General features: G+C 71.5%; 20 protein-coding genes. 13 read left to right on the top strand and 7 right to left on the bottom strand.

The features are described from left to right. Positions 1 to 348 precede the first annotated feature (348 nt). Positions 349 to 1,338: a sigma-70 family RNA polymerase sigma factor gene (locus ID554_RS21100; RefSeq protein WP_191088913.1), complete on the top strand. Its 990-nt coding sequence runs from the start codon at positions 349 to 351 to the stop codon at positions 1,336 to 1,338. 79 nt (positions 1,339 to 1,417) lie between these two features. On the opposite strand, the gene ID554_RS21105 is transcribed toward ID554_RS21100, so the two are convergent. Then, positions 1,418 to 2,389, bottom strand: a complete 972-nt coding sequence (locus tag ID554_RS21105; RefSeq protein WP_117226409.1) for a C40 family peptidase — start codon at positions 2,387 to 2,389, stop codon at positions 1,418 to 1,420. A gap of 452 nt (positions 2,390 to 2,841) precedes the next feature. On the opposite strand from ID554_RS21105, the gene ID554_RS21110 reads away from it, so the two are divergent. Next, a complete protein-coding gene (locus tag ID554_RS21110; protein WP_191088594.1) occupies positions 2,842 to 3,372 on the top strand; it encodes a DUF6232 family protein in 531 nt (176 codons plus the stop codon). 14 nt (positions 3,373 to 3,386) lie between these two features. On the opposite strand, the gene ID554_RS21115 is transcribed toward ID554_RS21110, so the two are convergent. After that, the gene (locus tag ID554_RS21115; RefSeq protein ID WP_117225921.1) at positions 3,387 to 3,725 is read right to left on the bottom strand and encodes a DUF3817 domain-containing protein; all 339 of its coding nucleotides are present in this window, start codon (positions 3,723 to 3,725) and stop codon (positions 3,387 to 3,389) included. Between the two features lie 26 nt (positions 3,726 to 3,751). Continuing rightward, the gene (locus ID554_RS21120) at positions 3,752 to 4,225 is read right to left on the bottom strand and encodes a hypothetical protein (protein WP_117225920.1); all 474 of its coding nucleotides are present in this window, start codon (positions 4,223 to 4,225) and stop codon (positions 3,752 to 3,754) included. Positions 4,226 to 4,349: 124 nt separating this feature from the next. Between ID554_RS21120 and ID554_RS21125 the strand changes: the two genes are divergently transcribed. From ID554_RS21125 to ID554_RS21130, 3 genes are all read left to right on the top strand, one after another. Continuing rightward, complete coding sequence (locus ID554_RS21125) at positions 4,350 to 4,673, top strand: DUF6158 family protein (RefSeq protein WP_117225919.1); 324 nt, start codon at positions 4,350 to 4,352, stop codon at positions 4,671 to 4,673. Continuing rightward, positions 4,673 to 4,801, top strand: a complete 129-nt coding sequence (locus ID554_RS32495; protein ID WP_263407298.1) for a hypothetical protein — start codon at positions 4,673 to 4,675, stop codon at positions 4,799 to 4,801. The genes ID554_RS21125 and ID554_RS32495 overlap by 1 nt, the downstream gene beginning before the upstream one ends. A gap of 92 nt (positions 4,802 to 4,893) precedes the next feature. Beyond that, positions 4,894 to 5,424 (top strand): DUF1360 domain-containing protein, encoded by a 531-nt coding sequence (locus tag ID554_RS21130; RefSeq protein WP_117225918.1) that lies wholly within the window; start codon positions 4,894 to 4,896, stop codon positions 5,422 to 5,424. Between the two features lie 69 nt (positions 5,425 to 5,493). Here the strand turns inward: ID554_RS21130 and ID554_RS21135 are convergent, their stop codons facing one another. The 3 genes from ID554_RS21135 to ID554_RS21145 form a co-directional block, all read right to left on the bottom strand. Beyond that, complete coding sequence (locus tag ID554_RS21135) at positions 5,494 to 5,691, bottom strand: hypothetical protein (protein WP_117226407.1); 198 nt, start codon at positions 5,689 to 5,691, stop codon at positions 5,494 to 5,496. Between the two features lie 47 nt (positions 5,692 to 5,738). Beyond that, a complete protein-coding gene (locus ID554_RS21140) occupies positions 5,739 to 6,002 on the bottom strand; it encodes a hypothetical protein (protein ID WP_396888558.1) in 264 nt (87 codons plus the stop codon). 239 nt (positions 6,003 to 6,241) lie between these two features. Beyond that, positions 6,242 to 7,348, bottom strand: a complete 1,107-nt coding sequence (locus ID554_RS21145; protein WP_117225917.1) for a 3-deoxy-7-phosphoheptulonate synthase — start codon at positions 7,346 to 7,348, stop codon at positions 6,242 to 6,244. Positions 7,349 to 7,693: 345 nt separating this feature from the next. On the opposite strand from ID554_RS21145, the gene ID554_RS21150 reads away from it, so the two are divergent. The 8 genes from ID554_RS21150 to ID554_RS21185 all read left to right on the top strand — a co-directional run bounded on the left by ID554_RS21150 (position 7,694) and on the right by ID554_RS21185 (position 15,606). After that, positions 7,694 to 7,909 (top strand): hypothetical protein, encoded by a 216-nt coding sequence (locus tag ID554_RS21150; RefSeq protein WP_117225916.1) that lies wholly within the window; start codon positions 7,694 to 7,696, stop codon positions 7,907 to 7,909. An 84-nt stretch (positions 7,910 to 7,993) separates the two neighbouring features. After that, positions 7,994 to 9,286 (top strand): M16 family metallopeptidase, encoded by a 1,293-nt coding sequence (locus tag ID554_RS21155; protein ID WP_117225915.1) that lies wholly within the window; start codon positions 7,994 to 7,996, stop codon positions 9,284 to 9,286. Next, positions 9,283 to 10,629, top strand: a complete 1,347-nt coding sequence (locus ID554_RS21160) for a M16 family metallopeptidase (RefSeq protein WP_117225914.1) — start codon at positions 9,283 to 9,285, stop codon at positions 10,627 to 10,629. The genes ID554_RS21155 and ID554_RS21160 overlap by 4 nt, the downstream gene beginning before the upstream one ends. A gap of 74 nt (positions 10,630 to 10,703) precedes the next feature. After that, positions 10,704 to 11,726: an aspartate-semialdehyde dehydrogenase gene (locus ID554_RS21165; RefSeq protein ID WP_117226405.1), complete on the top strand. Its 1,023-nt coding sequence runs from the start codon at positions 10,704 to 10,706 to the stop codon at positions 11,724 to 11,726. Positions 11,727 to 11,787: 61 nt separating this feature from the next. Then, entirely contained in the window at positions 11,788 to 12,204 is a 417-nt protein-coding gene (locus ID554_RS21170) for a CBS domain-containing protein (protein ID WP_117225913.1), read from the top strand. 148 nt (positions 12,205 to 12,352) lie between these two features. Further along, positions 12,353 to 12,721, top strand: a complete 369-nt coding sequence (locus tag ID554_RS21175) for an SCP2 sterol-binding domain-containing protein (RefSeq protein WP_117225912.1) — start codon at positions 12,353 to 12,355, stop codon at positions 12,719 to 12,721. Then, positions 12,721 to 14,781, top strand: a complete 2,061-nt coding sequence (locus ID554_RS21180) for an amylo-alpha-1,6-glucosidase (RefSeq protein WP_117225911.1) — start codon at positions 12,721 to 12,723, stop codon at positions 14,779 to 14,781. The genes ID554_RS21175 and ID554_RS21180 overlap by 1 nt, the downstream gene beginning before the upstream one ends. A gap of 66 nt (positions 14,782 to 14,847) precedes the next feature. Then, complete coding sequence (locus tag ID554_RS21185; protein WP_117225910.1) at positions 14,848 to 15,606, top strand: lysophospholipid acyltransferase family protein; 759 nt, start codon at positions 14,848 to 14,850, stop codon at positions 15,604 to 15,606. Positions 15,607 to 15,624: 18 nt separating this feature from the next. Here the strand turns inward: ID554_RS21185 and ID554_RS21190 are convergent, their stop codons facing one another. After that, complete coding sequence (locus tag ID554_RS21190) at positions 15,625 to 16,326, bottom strand: hypothetical protein (RefSeq protein ID WP_117225909.1); 702 nt, start codon at positions 16,324 to 16,326, stop codon at positions 15,625 to 15,627. Positions 16,327 to 16,395 lie beyond the last annotated feature (69 nt).

Raw genomic sequence — 16,395 nt, forward strand, 5'->3', positions numbered from 1 at the left:
GGTATTACCACCGGCGTGGATGAACCGACTGGTCCGCGTACGCGTATCAGGCAGTGACCAGGATCGCAGCACGGTGGTGACCCGGGTCGCTGTGTCGGTCGGCCGGGCAGTGTTGCCATGGACCGGGACGGACGGCGATCCGTCGATCCGTCGACCTCACGAGGTGCCTGCCGACAGCAGTCAGGCAGGGTGCTGACAGCAAACGTAGACCGTGCTCTCAGCGGATTATCAGGCATTCGTGACACTTTCGACCCACGACATGGAATCCCTGACACGTCTCATCTGTTGTGTAGATGCCGGCTCCGGTGGGCACAGCGGAAGTTGCGGGGAGGGCCGATGGGCGTGGGGATGGCAAGGAACCGGGCAACCGGCGCGAGCGAGGGGACCGTGGGCAACGTGGACAAGAACATCGGAATGCGCACCGACGAGGTCGCCGAGGAGCGCGACCTGGTCGGAGTCTACCTGCACGAGATCTCCCGGACGCCACTGCTGGACGCCGCCAAGGAGGTCGATCTCTCCAAGGCGATCGAGGCCGGCCTCTATGCCGAGCACCTGCTCGGTGAGGACCGGGTTCCCGACGGTGCCACCCGGGACGAACTGGCCCGGCTGGTCGCCGAGGGCGAGCGGGCCAAGGACCTGTTCATCCGGGCCAACCTCCGGCTCGTCGTGTCGATCGCCCGCCGGTACGTCCGCTCCGGCATGCCCATGCTGGACCTGATCCAGGAGGGCAACACCGGTCTGGTCCGGGCGGTCGAGAAGTTCGACTACGAGCGGGGCTACAAGTTCTCCACCTATGCGACCTGGTGGATCCGCCAGGCGATCAGCCGGGCCATCGCCCAGCAGGAGCGCACCGTGCGGCTGCCGGTGCACCTGGTGGAGGACGTCAACCGGATGCGTAACGTGGCTCGCCAGCTCACCCGCGAGTTGGGCAGCGACCCGGAGCCCGAGCAGATCGCCGCAGCGCTCGGCGTGACCGTCGAGCGGGTCAACGAGCTGGTCCGTTGGTCGCAGGACACCGTGTCGTTGGACACACCGGTCGGCGACGACGGCGACACCAACCTGGGTGACCTGGTCGCCGACAGCGACGCTCCGTCGCCGGAGGAGATCGTGCTCACCGGGCTGGAGCGGCAGCGGATCGAGGGGTTGCTCAACCACCTCGACGACCGCTCGGCCGGGATCATGCGGGCCCGCTACGGGCTGGAGGACGGTCGGGAGCACTCGCTCACCGAGGTGGCCTCGCGGTTCTCGCTGTCCCGCGAGCGGATCCGGCAGCTGGAGATCCAGGCGCTCGGGCGGCTGCGCGAGCTGGCTCGCGCAGAGGGCCTACAGGCCGCCTGAGCTGGGTATTAATGACGGCGAACGGCCGGCGTCCGATAGGGGGCGCCGGCCGTTCACCGTCTTCGGACGAGTCGGCGACTCAGCGTACCCGTCCGTAGCCGTACGGTGGCATCAGGTCGACAGCGCGTTTCTCCACGTTGCGGCCGAACGTGGGGGCGTGGATGACCTGACCACTGCCCACGTAGATCGCCACGTGCCCGAGATTGCGATAGAAGACCAGGTCGCCGGGGCGAAGCTCGCCACGGCTGATGTGCGCCACCTTGCCCCACTGCATCCGGGTGTTGTGCGGCAGGGATCTGCCCGCCGCCCGCCAGGCGGCGGAGGTCAACCCGGAGCAGTCGTAGCCGTTCGGCCCGTCCTGCCCCCAGGCGTACGGCTTGCCCAGCGCGCCGTAGGCGTACCGGACGGCGGCACCGGCCTGCCCGGAGACCGAGGGCGCGTCGTTGGCGCTGCCGGAGCGGTTGGTCGGGCGTTCGGTCGCCCGGCCGTACGCCTGCCGGCGCATCTCGTACAGCTTGGCCAGATCCCGCTCGATCCGCCGTTTCGCGGCGGTCAGCTCCCGGGACTGGGCGGCCTGCCGGCTGAGCGTGACGTCCAACCGGGTCTTCTCGTCGAGCAGGCGCTGCTGGTCGGCGGTGTAGCTGGCGACGGTCGCCTGGCGTTGCCGGGTCAGGTGGTCCAGCGTGCCGAGCCGGTCGAGCATGGACGTCGAGTCGTCGGCGCGCAGCAGTGCCTCGGCGGCACCGAGGTTGCCGGTCTTGTACGCGGTCACGGCCAGTCGGCCGACGTCCGCCCGGCTCTGCTCGGCCTGCTGCTCCAGCGGGCCGATCCGCTCCTGCAACCGGCCGACGGCGGTCCGGTTGTCCTTGATCTTCTCGCGCAGCTCGTTGTGTGACTCCACCACGTCCTGCAGTTCGGCGGAGGACTTGTCGATCCGCCGGGTCAACTCGGCGGGGGACGGGTCGGCGCGGGCCACCGTGGCCGGCGCGACCAGCGCCAGCGAGCAGGCGGCCACGGCCAGGGCGCGCAGCGTGTTCGTCAGGGACGACAAGAGCTCGATGCTCCTCTCCCAGGGCCGGCGCGGGCTGCTGACGCTCCGCGACGGCACCGGCCCGGTGCCGTCCGGGTGGACGGCGGCCGACCAGGCCGACCTGCCCAAGGTAGTACGGGAACAGAGTTACCGGCAGAGATTGTCGGGACATGTGAGGAGCGTGTGGCGAATTCGATTCACCCTAAGGGGCATGTCGGCTTATCTGGGCAGATGCCGTACTGGTCGCTCTCGGCATATGACGTCGGATGCCTCGGCGCTATAACCGATAAGACGGACTTGGACGGCTCTTTCCGGCGACGGTGTGCCGCAGAAGCGGTGTGACCACCGGAAACAGGCCGGTGCGGCTGGCGCGCCGGGCAGACAATGAAGTGCACAGCCGGGATTCCCGTCAACTGGCGTCGATGGGTTGGTGGAGCGGCCCGGCAGCGCCAGGTGGTGGGGGAGGAGGGGCCGTGAATCCTGACGGTGCGACGACACGACCACCACGCTTCGCGCCCGGTGGCACCGGCCGCAATCCGCGGCTGCTCTACGCCCGACCCGGGATCATCGTCACCGCCGACCGGTTCACCGTCGGCCGCAGCAGTTGGCGGGTCGCCGAGCTGACCCACCTGCACACCACCCGGGGGGACCACGACCCGGTGGCGGCCCGGGCCGTGCTGGTCTCCACCGTGGTGATCGGCGGCATCGGCCTGCTGCTCGGCTTCACCGGTGGGCTGCACCGGCTCACCGCCGAGGCGTACCTGCTGTTGGGGGCGGTGTTCCTGGTGCCGGTGCTGCTCGCGGCGGCCGGGGACCGCTGGCGCCCGCCACCGTACGAACTGTGGGGGCGTCGCGGGGAGGTCGAGGAGCTGCTGTTCAGCAGCGACGACGAGCAGCAGTTCGGCCAGGTGAGCCGGGCGTTGCGCCGGGCCCGGGAGATGAACAGCTACGGCGGGTGGGAGGACCCGCTGGCGACCGTGGACCCGTGGCGGCCGGGCCGCTGAGGCCCGCCACGACGCTAGCCGGCGACCGGCTCCGGCGTCTGCTGCTCCCGTACCCGCTGCTCGGCCAGGTACAGCGCGCTCACCCGACGCTCGGCCCAGAAGGAGACGAACGGCACGGTGCCGGCCAGCATCACCAGGACCATCCGCTTGAGCGGCCAGTCGACCCGCCGGGACAGGTCGAACGCGGCGACCAGGTAGAGCATGTAGAGGAAGCCGTGCGCCTGGCCGACGGTCTCCACCAGGATCGGGTTGTCGAAGCCGTACTTGAGCGGCATGCCGATCACCACGAGCAGGATCAGCACCACGCCGACGATCCAGGCGATCACGCGGTAGCGGGTGAGAGCAGCGCGCACGTCTCGTCAGTCCTTCCGGCCCGGGCTCAGCCGGGGTAGTCACCGGGCTTGGCGCCCGGATTGGCGTTCAACCATGACAGGTAGCGGTTGTAGGCGGCCAGGTCCGCGTTGTCGGAGACCTCGTCGACGACGGTGCCACGGGCCACCCGTACCGGCCGGCGGATCCCGGGTCGCCGGCCCGCCTCCGCCGTAGCGTCGACGGGGCCGGTCTCGTCGGTCGCCGCGGTCTCCGGTGCCGACGCGGTCTCCGGCGCCGACGTGGTGGCTGCGGCGTCGTCGGTGGCGGTCGGCTGGTCCCGCAGCGTGTGACGCACCTCGCGCCACCACACGAAGACCACGAAACCCGCGAAGATCGGCCACTCCACGGCATAGCCCCAACTGATGGCGTTGCCGGCGGCGGCCCGGCTGACCTGCCACCAGCCGAGGCCGAGGAAGGTGGTCACCAGCACGACCAGGGCCACGTGGCGGGCGATCCACGCCGGGGTCCAGAGCCGCTTCATGGCAACGAGGGTACCGGGACCGGCTGTGCTCTCCGACGCGGTGTCGTAGTGGCGGCGTGGTTTGGCCGTACCCGGCGTGGGCAACCGTACAGATGCCAGCCCGGCACGGACGAGGGGGCGCGAGATGACCGCATCAGGACGACCCGACGGATTTCCCGCCGGAGGCACCGAGGTGAGCCCCGAGCAGCGGATCCCCGAGTGGGGTGACCACCGGGCGGCCGCTCACGTGTTCGACGGCGACCTGCCCGGCATCGACCCGGCCGAGTTGAGCGAGGAGGACCTGATCCGTGAGGTGCAGAGCCTGCACCGCACGCGCCTGGACACGTTGCGGCACGCCACCGACTCGGCGCTCGCCAACCACCTGCGACGGACCGCCGAACTCGAGACCGAGTACCTCGCCCGGCACCCCGGGCGGGAAGTCGACCCGAGCCGGCTGCGGGACGCGTGATGGCGTACGCGGAAAGGGGAGTGTCGGCACCTCCCGAGGTCGTCTTCAACACGGCGACCGACCGGCTCGCCGACGAGGCCCTCACCAAGCTGGCCCGCGAGGTGGACGACAACCTCCAGGCCGGCTGACCCGGCCGGACGACCGAGCCGCTCCGGCCGGGGCGGCGATCTGGCCGTCCCGGCCGGGACGGTGCACCCCCGCGTGAGACGAAGGAGGCCGGGTGAGCGAGCTGAGACAGAAGGTGGCGCGGTTGCGTCAGGCGTACGCCCCGCACGAGCACCGCCCACTGGGCGGGTACCTGGCGGCGATGGGTACCTACGCCGCGGTGACCGGCGCCATCGCCGGGTTGGTCAAGGCGACCGGGCGTCCGGTGCCGGAACGCCCCGCCACGTCCGACGTGGTGCTCCTGGCCATCGCCACCCACAAGCTCAGCCGGCTGCTGTCCAAGGACGCGGTGACCAGTCCGCTGCGGGCACCGTTCACCCGATACGACCGGCCGATCGGCAGCGGCGAGGTGATGGAGCAGGTACGCGACTCCGGCAGTTCCACCCGGCACGCCATCGGCGAGCTGCTGAGCTGCCCGTTCTGCCTGGCGGTCTGGGTGGCCACCGGGTTCACCGGCGCGCTGGTCCTCACGCCGAGGCTGACCCGACTGGTGGCCACCGCACTGACCGCGGTGACCGCGTCGGACTTCCTCCAGATGGCGTACGCGATGGCGCAGCGGGGGGCCGAGGGCGACCACCGGAAGTGAGGTCGGGCCCGGTGTGTCTGGCGGTGGTGTGTGCCGCCGGGGCCACCGGGCCTTCGCGGCGCTGGGCCGTCAGCGCTGCATGCCCGACCAGCCGCGCGGCGACTCCGGTTCCCGTTCGTCCTCGTCGGCGCCGGTGATGATGTCCCGGTCCACGGCGGTGCGGTCGTGCTCGTTGGCGAAATCCGGCTCGGGGAGGGTGTCGGTGCCCTCCGGGGGTTGGCCGAGCGCGGGCATCCGGTCGTGCTGGCGTTCCTCGGGCTGCGACATCGCGTTCCTCTTCTCGTCGCCGGCGCCGGCCGGGTCGGCGTCGGACGTCACCCCGCCGTACCACCCAGCAGGTCGGTCACCTCGTCGACCGCGTACTCGCCCTGGGGCAGCGCATTGAGCCGGGAGAGCAGCTGCGCCGGCAGCTCCGCGGCGACCGCCCGCCGGTAGATGTCCACCTGACTGATCCGCTCCTGACCGTGGTAGAGGTCGTCGAGCAGGTCGTCGAGCGGCCGGGTGTCCACCTCCTCCGTCTCCACCTCGTCCGGTACGGCCGCAGCCGTGCCGGGCAGGTCGGTGACGGCCGGGTCGATGCCCGCGGTGTCGACCACGGGCACGTCGGCCAGGATGGCGTCGGGCAGCCGCGCCTCGGTCGTCGGTGCCGTGGGCGTCACGGGCGCCCCGGTCACGGGTACGTCATCGGTCACGCCCGCCACCTACCCCCACCCCACCCGGCCAAACTTCACCGCATTCGCGGCGATCATGAGGTCGGCGGCGTTCTCGCTGGTCGCGCCGCACGCCGACCCCTGATCGACGAGAGCGGGGTGGTAGGTCAGGCGGGGGTGGGCAGGGTCTGCGAGTGGTGGGCGCGGCGGGTGCGGACGGCGGTGGCCAGCGCGTCGAGCACCTCGTCGGTGGTGTCCCAGCCCATGCAGGCGTCGGTGACGGACTGGCCGTAGGTCAGCTCGCGGGTCGGGTCCAGGTCCTGACGTCCGGGTTCGAGGAAGCTCTCCAGCATGATTCCGACGATGCCCTGCTGCCCGGTGGCGATCTGCCCGGCCACGTCGGCGGCCACCCTGGGCTGGTTGCGGTGGTCCTTGCCGCTGTTGGCGTGGCTGGCGTCCACCACCAGCCGCTCCGGCAGGCCGGCGGCCCGCAGCAGCTCCAGCGCGCCGGCGACCGACTCGGCGTCGTAGTTGGGTCGGCCGCCACCGCCGCGCAGCACCAGGTGACCGTCCGCGTTGCCCCGGGTATGCATGATCGCCGGGGTGCCCGAGACGTCGATGCCAGGGAAGACGTGCGGTACGCCGGCCGCCCGGATCGCGTCCACCGCGGTGGCGATGCTGCCGTCGGGGCGGTTCTTCATGCCGATCGGCATGGACAGGCCGGAGGCGAGCTGGCGGTGCACCTGGCTCTCCACCGTGCGCGCCCCGATCGCGCCCCACGCCACCGTGTCGGCGATGTACTGCGGGGTGATCGGGTCGAGGAACTCGCAGCCCACCGGCAGACCCAGTCGCAACACGTCGAGCAGCAGCGCGCGGGCCAGGCGCAGCCCGGTGTTGACGTCTCCGGAACCGTCCAGCCCCGGGTCGTTGATCAGGCCCTTCCAACCCACCGTGGAGCGCGGCTTCTCGAAGTAGACCCGCATCACCACCAGCAGGTCGTCGGCGACCCGCGCCGCCGCCTCGCGCAACCGGTGGGCGTAGTCCAGGGCTGCGGCGGGGTCGTGCACCGAGCACGGCCCGACCACCACCAGCAGGCGGTCGTCGGCCCGGTCGAGAACCTGCCCGACCGCGCGTCGCCCGGCCAGCACGGTCGAGGTGAGGTCGGCGTCCAGGGGCAGCTCGTGCAGCAGCAGGGCCGGGGTGGTCAGCGGCACGACGCGGTCGATTCGCTGGTCGATGACCCGGTGGTTCTCCGGGGTCGTCACGGTGGGCATCCTTTCGCCGACCGCACCCGGGGCCGGTGCCCGGGTCGAGCCGGCTGCTCGTACGCGAAAGGGCAGGAACGAAAGCTCCTGCCCGGCCGGCTCGAATTCGGTGACGTCAGATCATGGTGAGGTCACCGGCCGAGCCGGCTGCCTAAACCATCGATACGACCGCGTCACGGCGGTAAGCGTACCCGACGGCGGCAACCCGGCGGCATCACCTACGAGGTCCGCGGCCCGCTCCGCAGCTGATTGTTAGGAGGGGTCCCCTGCTATGCACGAGGCGTTAGCAGGGGGCCCTTCCTTACATGCTTCCTTACATGCGTGCGGGGAACGGGGTGGGGGTAAGGAAACGGCATGACTGACGCGCAGAGCGACCAGGAGCGAATCGAGTCGCGAGCCCACCTGCTGCCGGAGGAGGCGGCGGTCGGCAGCGACGACCCCCAGGCCCAGGCCCACGCGATCCTGACCGAGTCGGACCTCCGCGAGGCCGACCGCAACGCCGCACCGGACACGGTCCTGGAACGGCGGTCCTCGGATCAGACGGTGACCCCGATCGAGCCGCCGGACTGACCGCGCGGGGGCGCGGCCGACCACGACACGGGCGTGCCGCGTCCCACCCCCGCTGGAGCCCGGAGATCGGATAGCGTCGTGGCCATGCCCGACAGCGGTTATCCCTGGCCCATCTCGACGACCCGACTGGACAACGGCCTGCGCGTGGTGGTCAGCGAGGACCGCACCGCCCCGGCGGTCGCGGTCAACCTCTGGTACGACGTCGGTTCGCGGCACGAGCCGGCCGGACAGACCGGTTTCGCACACCTCTTCGAGCATTTGATGTTCGAGGGTTCGGTGAACGTCGCGAAGACCGAGCACATGAAGTTGGTGCAGGGCGCGGGCGGCTCGCTGAACGCCACCACCAACCCGGATCGCACGAACTACTTCGAGACGGTCCCGGCCGAACACCTCGAACTGGCGCTGTGGCTGGAGGCCGACCGGATGGGCGGCCTGGTGCCGGCGCTGACCCAGCAGACGCTGGACAACCAGCGGGACGTGGTCAAGAACGAGCGCCGCCAGCGCTACGAGAACGTGCCGTACGGCGACGCCTGGCTGAGGCTGCTGCCCCTGCTCTACCCGCCGGGCCATCCGTACCATCACGCCACCATCGGCTCGATGGCTGACCTGAACGCCGCCGACCTGGCCACTTTCCAGGCGTTCCACCGGACGTACTACGCGCCGAACAACGCGGTGCTGACCGTGGTCGGTGACACCGGCGTGGACGAGGTCACCGCGCTGGCCGGGAAGTACTTCGGCGCGATCCCGCCCCGGCCGGAGATCCCGTCCGCGCCGGACGGCCTGGCCGTCACCGGCAGCGGCGAGCCGGTGGGGGAGACGGTGGTCGCGGACGTCCCGGCACCCCGGGTGTACGTGGCCCACCGCACGCACCCGTTCGGCACTCCCGGGTACGACGTGGTGACGGTGCTCGCCACCGTGCTCGGCAGTGGCCGGGGCAGCCGCCTGTACCAGCGCCTCGCCGACGGTGAGCGGATCGCGCAGCCGGATCTGGTCGGGGCGTACGGGGTGGACCTGGCGCACGCGCCGGCACCACTGATCGCCACCGCCACCGCCCGCCCCGGAGTGCACGCCGAGCGGCTGGCCACCGGGCTGGCCGAGGTGGTCGACGAACTGGCCACCGTGCCGGTCACCGCCGCCGAGTTGGACCGCGCCAAGGCGCTGCTGACCACCGCGTGGTGGCGGCAGATGTCCACGGTGGACGGACGGGCCGACGCGTTGGGCCGGTACGCCACCCAGTTCGGTGACCCCGGCGTGATCGCCGAGCGGCTACCGGGCTGGCTCGCGGTGACCGCCGAGCAGATCGCCGAGGTGGCCGCCGACGTACTCGCCCCCGCCGACCGGGCGACTCTCACCTATGTCCCCGAGGAGAAGCCATGACGTTGATCGCCGACCGTCCGGGACCGGGTGCGGCCCGCCCGTACCGGTTCCCGCAGGTGGTCCGTCGGAGCGTGGCGGGCGGTCAGGTCGTCGCGGCGCACCTGCCCGGGCAGAACCTGGCCGTCGCGCTGCTGTTGCTCGACGCGGGCGCGGGCCGGGAGCCGGTGGGCAGGGAGGGGCTTGGCGGGGTACTGGCCAAGGCGCTGGAGGAGGGCACCACCCAGCGGGACGCCACCGCGTACGCGCTGGCCATCGAGGCGCTCGGCACCGAGTTGGTGACCGGGCTGGACTGGGACACCTTCCAGGCCAGCGTGCAGGTGCCGGTGAACCGGTTGGGCGCGGCCGTGGAGCTGCTCGCCGAGGCGGTGCGTACGCCGAGACTGGACCCGGACGACGTCCGGCGCGTCCGTGACGACGAGGCGACCGCCTTGCGGATGGACTGGGCGAACCCGGGCCCCCGGGCGGACGCGGCGCTGCGAGCCGACCTGTTCGGCGCGGACAACCGGTGGGGTCGCCCGATGTACGGCGACCCGGAGTCGGTGGCCGGGCTGGACGTCGAGGACGTCACCGTCTTCCACTCGGAGTGGTTCATCCGACCGGGGACCCTTGTCGTCGCCGGTGACCTGGACCGGCTCGACCTGGACGCGCTGGCCACGACGGCGTTCGCCGGCACCGGCGGCGGACCGGTGGACCGGGGCGCGCCGATCGAGGTGCCGTTGCGCAGAAGTCGCCGGGTGATCCTGGTCGACCGGCCCAATTCGGTGCAGTCCACGCTGCGGCTCGGGCATCCGGCGCCGCACCGGGCCCACCCGGACCACGTGCCGATCGCGCTGGCCGGCACGGTGCTCGGTGGCGCCTTCACGTCCCGGCTGAACCACCTGATCCGCGAGGTGCGCGGCTACACGTACGGCATCCGGGGCGACTTCGCCTCGTCGCGCCGGTTCGGCCGGTTCGCGGTCAGTTCCGGGGTGCAGACCGCCGTCACCGCGTTGGCCCTGGTGGACGCGGTCGGGGAGATCGCGCGTACCCAGGCCGGTGGGGTGACCGAGGAGGAGCTGGCGGTGGCCCGGTCCTGGCGGGCGGGGCAGCTCTCGGTCGAGTTGCAGAGCCCTCGGGCGATCGCCGCTGCGCTCACCACGCTGGTGGTGCACGACCTGCCGGACGACTACCACGCCCGGTTGCGTGAGGCGTTGCTCGCCACCGACGTGGCGGAGGTCTCGGCGGCGGCGGCCGCCCACCTGTTCCCGGAGTCGCTCACCCTCGTCATCGAGGGGGACGCGGCGGTGATCAGGGACGAACTCGTGGCGGCGGGCCTGGGTGAGGTGATCGACGCCACGCGGTGATCAGGCGGTCGGAGGAGTCCGGGCGGTGGGAAAGCGTTCCCGCCGCCACCGGCCGGCTGGGTAGCCTCGCGGGCATGAGGATCGGCATTGTGGGGGCCACCGGCCAGGTCGGTGGCGTCATGCGGCAGGTGTTGGCGGATCGGGAGTTCCCGGCGGAGCAGGTGCGGTTGTTCGCCTCGGCGCGGTCGGCCGGGCGGACGTTGCCGTGGCGCGGCGAGGAGGTCACGGTCGAGGACGCCACCACCGCCGACTACGCGGGGCTGGACATCGTCCTCTTCTCGGCGGGCAAGGGCAGCGCCAAGGAGTTGGCGCCCGGGGTCGCCGCCGCCGGGGCCGTGGTGATCGACAACTCGTCGGCGTTCCGGATGGACCCGGAGGTGCCGCTGGTGGTCGCCGAGGTCAACCCGCACGCCGCAGCCGTCCGCCCGAAGGGCATCATCGCCAACCCGAACTGCACCACGATGGCCGCGATGCCGGTGCTGCGCCCGCTGCACGCCGAGGCGGAGCTGGTCAGCCTGGTCGTCTCGACGTATCAGGCGGTGTCCGGTGCCGGGCTGGCCGGCGTGGCCGAGCTGGACGAGCAGGTCCGCAAGGTGGTGGAGACGGCGTCCGGCCTGGCCTTCGACGGTGCGGCGGTGGACTTCCCGGCCCCGCGCTCGTTCGCCCGGCCGATCGCGTTCAACGTGCTGCCGCTGGCCGGCTCGATCGTCGACGACGGTTCCGCCGAGACCGACGAGGAGCAGAAGCTGCGCAACGAGAGCCGCAAGATCCTGGAGATCCCCGACCTGAAGGTTTCCGGCACCTGCGTCCGGGTGCCGGTGTTCACCGGGCACTCGCTCCAGATCAACGCGCGGTTCGCCCGGCCGATCAGCCCGCAGCGGGCCCACGAGCTGCTTTCCGACGCGCCGGGCGTCGCGCTCTCCGATGTGCCGACGCCGTTGCAGGCGGCCGGGCAGGACCCGACGTACGTGGGCCGGATCCGTGCCGACGAGACGGTCCCGCACGGGCTGGCCCTGTTCTGCGCGAACGACAACCTGCGCAAGGGCGCCGCTCTCAACGCCGTGCAGCTCGCCGAGCTGGTCGCCGCCGAGCGCTGAGCGTTACTGCCTGCGGTCGTCGGGTAGACACCTGGTTGCCCGACACCGAGAGGGAGGCGCCATGACAACGGTCGGAGACTTCATGACGACCCGGTTGGTGACCATGGACGGCAACGCCACGGTCGCTGCCGCTGCCCAGGAGATGCGTGACTCCGCCATCGGGGATGTCGTGGTGACCCGGGGTGACGATGTGGTCGGCATCATCACGGACCGGGACATCACGGTCCGGAGCGTCGCGGCGGACCTGGACCCGAACACCACCCCGCTCGACCAGATCACCTCCAAGGACGTGATCACGGTCAGTCAGTACGACGACGCCGTGGCCGCCGCCGACCTGATGCGGACGTACGCCGTACGGCGGTTGCCGGTGATCGAGGACGGCCGGCTGATCGGCCTGGTCTCCATGGGTGACCTGGCCGTCGAGCGGGAGCCGCAGTCGGTGCTCGCCGACATCAGCGCCGACGACCCCAACACCTGACCATTCCGCCGCTCGACGCCGGCGCCCGCCTCGGGGGCCGCGTCGACGCGTACCCGCGGCCGGTCGGCTCACCCGATCCGGGCGAGGTTGACCCCGCCGAGGGCGGGGACCCGCCTTCCGGAGACGAGCGACCGGGAGGAGTGCGGCGATGTCGGACGCGACCACACGGTTCTTCGAGGACCTCGACCACCGGGGGTACGAGCCCCTGCTGGCGAAGTCGTCGGGGGCCCTGCGCCTCGATCTGCACGAGGGGCCGCGGACCACCCACTGGCTGTTGCGGATCGATCGGGGGAACGTGACGGTCTCCCGGGAGGACCTGGCAGCCGACACCGTGGTCGGGACCAGCCCGGAGCTGTTCGAGGACCTGGTGACCGGCCGGGAGAACGGGCTGGCGGCACTGCTGCGCGGGGACATGAGAGTGTCCGGTGACGCCCGGCTGGTGGTCCAGGTGGACCGGCTCTTTCCCGGGCCGCCGCAGGCCGAGGGGCCGCGTCGCTACCGGAAGGGGGTCCGCTGATGGCTCCCAGCCACACCGTCCGGATCCTCGACGGCAGCACCTTCGTGGTCTGCGAGGCGACCGGCGACATCGAGGCGACACCGACCGAGCCGACCGGGTTGTTCTCCTTCGACACCCGCTACCTGTCGAAGTGGGTGCTCACCGTGAACGGTGAGCGGCTCAACGCGCTCTCCTACGACGACCTCCAGTACTTCGAGTCGCGCTTCTTCCTGGTGCCCGGCCTGGCCACGCACTACGTGGACGCGAAGCTGTCGATCATCCGCGAGCGGGCCGTCGGGGGCAGCTTCCGGGAGAACATCACCATCCTCAACCACGACGAGAAGGCCGTCGACCTCCAGGTGCGGATGGAGGCGGGGTGCGACTTCGCCGACCTGTTCGAGGTCAAGGACGAGATCCTGAACAAGAAGGGCGAGACGTACGCCGAGGTGGAGTCGGACCGGCTGCGTATCGGCTACCGGCGCGGCAACTTCCGGCGGGAGACCGTCATCTCCTCCTCCGAGCCGACCCGGTACGACCGCACCGGCTTCTCGTACACGATCCACCTGGAGCCGAACGAGCAGTGGCACACCGCCGTCGACGTGCAGACGTTGGCGCTCGGCCCGGACCATCGGGACCTGCGGATCGGGTTGCGGGTGCACGGCACCGAACGGCTCGCGCTCCAGCACGACCTGGAGGAGTGGATCGCCCGGGCGCCGAAGGTGAACAGCGAGCACGACCAGGTCGCGGCGACGTACCAGCGGTGCATCGTGGACCTGGCCGCGTTGCGGTTCGCGCCGCTCTCGCTCGGTGGACAGACGCTGCCGGCGGCCGGCCTGCCCTGGTTCATGACCATGTTTGGCCGGGACAGCATCCTGACCTGCTTGCAGACCCTGCCGTTCACGCCCGAGCTGAGCGCGACCACGCTGCGGATCCTCGGCGCACTTCAGGGCACCCGGTGCGACGACTTCCGGGAGGAGGACCCGGGCCGGATCCTGCACGAGATGCGTTACGGCGAGAGCGCCGCGTTCGAGGAGCAGCCGCACTCGCCGTACTACGGCTCGGTGGACGCCACGCCGCTGTTCGTGGTGCTGCTCGATGAGTACGAGCGGTGGAGCGGGGACGCGGCGCTGGTCAAGGAGTTGGAGCAGGAGTGCCGCCGGGCGTTCCGGTGGATGGACGAGTACGCCGACCTGGTCGGCAACGGCTACATCTGGTATGAACGCCGCAACACCGACACCGGCCTGGAGAACCAGTGCTGGAAGGACTCCTGGGACTCCATCTCGTACGCCGACGGCAGCCTGCCGCCGTTCCCCCGGGCCACCTGCGAGGTGCAGGGGTACGCGTACGACGCGAAGATGCGCGGCGCCCGGCTGGCCCGCGAGTTCTGGGACGACCCGGGGTTCGCCGACCAGTTGGAGCGGGAGGCGGCGGCGCTCAAGGAGCGGTTCAACCGGGACTGGTGGGTCGAAGCCGGCGGCTACTACGCGTTGGCGCTGGACCCGGACGGGCGGCAGTGCGACGTGCTCACGTCGAACGTGGGCCACCTGCTGTGGAGCGGGATCGTCGACGAGGACCGGGCCGAGCAGGTCGCCCACCATCTGGTCGGGCCGCGACTCTTCTCCGGCTGGGGGGTCCGCACGCTGGCCGAGGGCGAGGTGCGCTACAACCCGATCGGCTACCACAACGGCACGGTCTGGCCGTTCGACACCTCGTTCTGCGCCTGGGGCCTGCGGCGGTACGGCTTCGCCGAGGAGGCGGCCGTCATCGCCAACGGGATCCTGGACGCGGCCTGCTACTTCGACGGGCGACTGCCGGAGGCGTTCGGCGGCTACCAGCGGGAGCAGACGAAGTTCCCGGTGGAGTACCCGACCGCGTGCAGCCCGCAGGCGTGGTCGACGGGCGCCCCGCTGTTGTTGCTGCGCACCATGCTGGGCCTGGAGCCGCACGAGGGTCACCTGGCGGTGGAACCACGGCTGCCGGTGGGCATGGGCCGGATCGAGGTGCTGGACATCCCGGGCCGCTGGGGTCGGGTGGACGCCTTCGCCCGAGGCCGGCTCGACCTGCACAAACTCGCCGACTGACGGTGCCGGCAGCAGTCCCGGCGGTCGTCCTACCGGCGCGTAACCTACTCGGGGTAAAGTTGCCGGATGCCGGAACTCGTGTACCCGCCCGTGATCGCCGCCTGCAAGACGATGTTCCGCGTACTCGACCTGAGGCTGGCCGTGGAGGGATCGCACCACGTGCCCCGCACCGGTGGCGTGGTGCTGGCCAGTAACCACGTCAGCTACCTGGACTTCATCTTCTGCGGGCTGGGGGCGCTGGAGTCCCGGCGACTGGTCCGGTTCATGGCGAAGGACTCGGTGTTCCGGCACCGGGTGTCCGGCCCGCTGATGCGCGGGATGCGGCACATCCCGGTGGACCGGCGGGCGGGTGCCGAGTCGTACGCCGCCGCCGTGCGGGCGCTGCGGGCCGGCGAGGCGGTCGGCGTATTCCCGGAGGCGACCGTCAGCCGCTCCCTCACCGTCAAGGCCCTCAAGAGCGGGGCCGCCCGGATGGCCCGCGACGCCGACGTGCCGGTGCTGCCGGTGGCGTTGTGGGGCAGCCAGCGCCTGTGGACCAAGGACCGACCGCGTACGCTGACCCGGCGACACACGCCGATCACCATCCTGGTCGGCGAGCCGATGCTGCCCGGCGCGTACCCGGACACCGCCGCGATGACCGGCGACCTGGCCGCCCGGCTCGGCGCGTTGGTGGACCGGGCGCAACGGGAGTACCCGGACCGGCCCGCCGGACCGGAGGACCGCTGGTGGATGCCGGCCCACCTCGGCGGCACCGCGCCGACCCCGGAGGAGGCCGACGCCCGCGACGCCGCCGACCGGGCTGCCCGCAACTCCGGTCGCTCTTGAGGACCAGGCCGGGGTGGATCACCGCTGCCCGGAGGCTGCGTCGTACAGCATCGGATCGGTGTGCCGGGGTCGGTAGTAGTCGTCGCGGGAGTGGAACTCGACGGGCAGGGAACCGGGCAGCACCACCCGCGCCGGTCCGGCCAGCAGCGTGGCACGGGCGATCCGCGCCAGTGCGTCCCGCTCCGGTGGCGACAGGTCCACCAGCTCCGGCCGGGTGAGCCGGAACACGGCCACCGCGCGGCGGATCTGCCGGGCCAACTCGCCGACCTGGTCGCGCTGCCCGATGAGGCCGAGCGCCGGCTGCCGGATGGTCCGCAACGCGTCGCAGACCACCAGCAGCCGCATCGCCTCGTCGGCGGTGCCCGGCAACCACTCCAGCCGGGACGGCCACTGCCAGCGGATCTGTCCACTGACCATGCCCGGGGTCCGGCCGCCCTGGCTGGAACGCGACCCGACCAGGGTGAGGTGCGAGGGCGTCCCGACGTACACCATGCGGAAGTCGGTGACGGTGAGCGTGACCGGGGCGGGCAGCGTCCACGACCGCGAGGCGTCCGTCGGGCACAGCAGGTAGCCCGCCACGTTCAGCCGATGGCGTCCGAGCACCTGCTCGCCAGCCTCCGGCACCAGTTCGTGTCGCCGGTCCAGGACTGGTCCGGCGTCGTCGTGCACCGCGTCGAAGCGATGCGGGGCGATGAAGAACGGGGACGCATCATCGTGCATCGGGACGTAACCTCCGGTGCTGGCGGGGGCATCTGATCACGAGCCTCGCCCAATCCGACACACCCTGTC

The organism is Micromonospora craniellae (assembly GCF_014764405.1).
Lineage (GTDB): Bacteria > Actinomycetota > Actinomycetes > Mycobacteriales > Micromonosporaceae > Micromonospora > Micromonospora craniellae.

Excerpts from the sequence above, each read along its gene's own strand:
- ID554_RS21165 (WP_117226405.1), top strand. The coding sequence starts at position 10,704 with ATGAGGATCGGCATTGTGGGGGCCACCGGCCAGGTCGGTGGCGTCATG.
- ID554_RS21150 (WP_117225916.1), top strand. The coding sequence starts at position 7,694 with ATGACTGACGCGCAGAGCGACCAGGAGCGAATCGAGTCGCGAGCCCAC.
- ID554_RS21175 (WP_117225912.1), top strand. The coding sequence starts at position 12,353 with ATGTCGGACGCGACCACACGGTTCTTCGAGGACCTCGACCACCGGGGG.
- ID554_RS21100 (WP_191088913.1), top strand. The coding sequence starts at position 349 with ATGGCAAGGAACCGGGCAACCGGCGCGAGCGAGGGGACCGTGGGCAAC.
- ID554_RS21120 (WP_117225920.1), bottom strand. The coding sequence starts at position 4,225 with ATGAAGCGGCTCTGGACCCCGGCGTGGATCGCCCGCCACGTGGCCCTG.
- ID554_RS21170 (WP_117225913.1), top strand. The coding sequence starts at position 11,788 with ATGACAACGGTCGGAGACTTCATGACGACCCGGTTGGTGACCATGGAC.
- ID554_RS21155 (WP_117225915.1), top strand. The coding sequence starts at position 7,994 with ATGCCCGACAGCGGTTATCCCTGGCCCATCTCGACGACCCGACTGGAC.
- ID554_RS21160 (WP_117225914.1), top strand. The coding sequence starts at position 9,283 with ATGACGTTGATCGCCGACCGTCCGGGACCGGGTGCGGCCCGCCCGTAC.
- ID554_RS21180 (WP_117225911.1), top strand. The coding sequence starts at position 12,721 with ATGGCTCCCAGCCACACCGTCCGGATCCTCGACGGCAGCACCTTCGTG.
- ID554_RS21185 (WP_117225910.1), top strand. The coding sequence starts at position 14,848 with ATGCCGGAACTCGTGTACCCGCCCGTGATCGCCGCCTGCAAGACGATG.
- ID554_RS21135 (WP_117226407.1), bottom strand. The coding sequence starts at position 5,691 with ATGTCGCAGCCCGAGGAACGCCAGCACGACCGGATGCCCGCGCTCGGC.
- ID554_RS21125 (WP_117225919.1), top strand. The coding sequence starts at position 4,350 with ATGACCGCATCAGGACGACCCGACGGATTTCCCGCCGGAGGCACCGAG.
- ID554_RS21145 (WP_117225917.1), bottom strand. The coding sequence starts at position 7,348 with ATGCCCACCGTGACGACCCCGGAGAACCACCGGGTCATCGACCAGCGA.
- ID554_RS32495 (WP_263407298.1), top strand. The coding sequence starts at position 4,673 with ATGGCGTACGCGGAAAGGGGAGTGTCGGCACCTCCCGAGGTCGTCTTC.
- ID554_RS21190 (WP_117225909.1), bottom strand. The coding sequence starts at position 16,326 with ATGCACGATGATGCGTCCCCGTTCTTCATCGCCCCGCATCGCTTCGAC.